This is a genomic window from Bradyrhizobium sp. (genome assembly GCF_049798375.1).
Classification (GTDB): domain Bacteria; phylum Pseudomonadota; class Alphaproteobacteria; order Rhizobiales; family Xanthobacteraceae; genus Bradyrhizobium.
The window spans coordinates 1-2,203 of record NZ_JBARGP010000598.1 but is presented as its reverse complement, the minus strand read 5'-3'; the positions used below and the strand labels follow the sequence as shown (position 1 = coordinate 2,203).

At 65.3% G+C, this 2,203-nt stretch carries 3 protein-coding genes; 2 read left to right on the top strand and 1 reads right to left on the bottom strand.

Translation table 11 applies throughout. The features are described from left to right. The coding region (locus WA702_RS24035) for a YcjX family protein (RefSeq protein WP_425113049.1) at positions 1-1,140 on the bottom strand (1,140 nt) is incomplete at its 3' end. Positions 1,141-1,313: 173 nt separating this feature from the next. Here WA702_RS24035 and trhA point away from each other — a divergent pair. Beyond that, positions 1,314-2,009: a PAQR family membrane homeostasis protein TrhA gene (gene trhA, locus WA702_RS24030; protein ID WP_425113048.1), complete on the top strand. Its 696-nt coding sequence runs from the start codon at positions 1,314-1,316 to the stop codon at positions 2,007-2,009. Between the two features lie 21 nt (positions 2,010-2,030). Continuing rightward, on the top strand, positions 2,031-2,203 hold a 173-nt coding region (locus WA702_RS24025; protein WP_425113050.1), incomplete at its 3' end, for an SDR family NAD(P)-dependent oxidoreductase.

Below are 2,203 nucleotides of genomic sequence, written 5' to 3'. Positions count from 1 at the left end.
GGCGCGCACCGCGGCGAGCGCGACCACGTCAATCGCGGCACCCGTGCTTTCGGCCCGCGTCGCGGCCTGGTTGGCCGCACGCCGCAGCACTGCCTCGAGCCGGTCATGGCTCAAGTGATGCAAATGGTCGGCCTTGGTGGCCGCAAACAGGATGCGATCGATGCGCGGCCGGAATAGGGTCGACAGGATAGTGCTACGGCCAACGCGGAAGCAATCGAGAATACCGGCCAGCGCCGCTTCCAGATCGTGCAGCGCCGCAGGCCCCGCGTTGAACGCGGCGAGCGCGTCGACCAGCACGATCTGGCGATCGAGCCGGGCGAAGTGATCGCGGAAGAACGGCCGCACCACGATGTCCTTGTAGGCCTCGTAGCGGCGCGCCATCATCGCCCACAACGAACCTTCAGGCGCGGTGCCCTCGGTTGGCACATCGAGTGGCGCAAAAGTCAGCGCCGGCGAGCCGGCGAGGCTGCCCGGCATCAGGAAGCGCCCGGGCGGCAGCAGGCTCATCGCGAAACGTTCGTCGCGGCAGGACCGCAAATAATCGGTGAACAGCCGCGCCGCCTCCAGCGTAGCCTGCTCGTCCGCAGGCCCCTCGGCCGACAATGTCGCCAGATGCGCATGCCACGCGCCTGCGAGATCGGCACGCGGGCCCTCCCGCGACAGCGCCAGGCTCTCGCGCGCCCATTGCCCGTAGCTCTTGTCGAGCAGTGGCAGGTCGAGCAGCCATTCGCCGGGATAGTCGACGATATCCAGTGTCAGCGTACGCTCCGCGCCATTCGGGCGCTGATAGTCGATGGTGAGGCGCAGCTCAGAGATGTCGACCGTCGAGGCCGGCCAGCGCCGCTCCCCGACCAGCGCGCGCAGGTGACCTTCATAGGCGAAGCGCGGTACCCCGTCATCGGGCTGCGGCGCCAGATGCGCCCGTGCGATCCGCCCGGATGAGAACGCCTCGAACACCGGGAAGCGGCCGCCGCGGATCAGCCCGTGCACCAGCGCGGTGATGAAGACGGTTTTTCCCGCCCGCGAGAGGCCGGTAACGCCGAGCCGCACCGTCGGATTGAAGAAGTTCTCGCCATAGTCGATCAGGGCGCGGGCCGAGAGGCGGGCCTCTTCGACGATTTCGGAGAAACTGGGCGTCATACGGGAGTGTAAACCGGCGGTTAAAATCGGCGTGAACGACTTGTGAAAAGTGGCGATCGGAAGTGCGATTTCAAGCACACATTTCCGGCGCGTTTTCGGATAAGAGGGATCGGAACGGTTCGTTGAACGTTCGAGATCATCGTCGTCCGCAACAATAATGCGCCGGGTTCCGCATGACCATGTTCAGACTGAAACAATTCGCTTCGGACTCCGTCCACGCCGCCGCCGGCGCGGTGCGCTGGAATTACGACAAGATCGAGCTGATCGCCGATGGCATTGTTCATGCGGTCGGCGTCAGCGCAGGCCTCGTCGCCGCGACCGTGCTCGTGGTGCTGACCGCGATCTATGCCAGCGCGCTCGACATCGTCGTGGTCTCGGTCTATGTGGCCGGCCTGCTGTCGATGCTGGTGCTGTCGGCGACCTATAATCTGTGGCCGGTGTCGCCGACCAAATGGCTGCTGCGCCGGTTCGACCATTCGGCAATCTATGTGCTGATTGCCGCGACCTACACGCCGTTCATCGCTGCGCTGCAGAACCATTGGCTGGCCGCCGCGATGCTGCTCGGAGTCTGGGGGGTGGCGGTGTTCGGCATCGTGCTGAAGCTGCGTTGGCCCGGCCGGTTCGACGCGCTCTCGATCGGGCTTTATCTGGCGCTCGGCTGGAGCGGCGCCATGATGTTCGACCAGATCTTCGGCGTGCTGCCGAAGACCGCGCTCGCTTGCGTAGTCGCGGGCGGCATTCTCTACAGTCTCGGGGTGATCTTTCATTCCTGGCGGAGCTTGCGCTTCCAGAACGTGATCTGGCATTGTTTCGTCCTGCTCGGCGCCGGATTTCACTATACTGCGGTGCTCGACCTGGTCTTGACGTAAGAGCATTCCGCAGGAGGACGCATGCAGGTGACCGGCAGAAACGTGGTAGTCACCGGCGGTGCCCGCGGCATCGGCAAGGCGCTGTGCGAGGCATTCGCCCGCGCCGGTGCCGCCAAGGTGGTGGTGGCCGATCTCGATGGTGCGGCGGCCCGCGCCACAGCGGGCGCAATCAATGGCGCCGCGTTCGAATGCGA

Coding starts and splice junctions, on each gene's coding strand:
- trhA (WP_425113048.1), top strand. CDS start 1,314: ATGACCATGTTCAGACTGAAACAATTCGCTTCGGACTCCGTCCACGCC.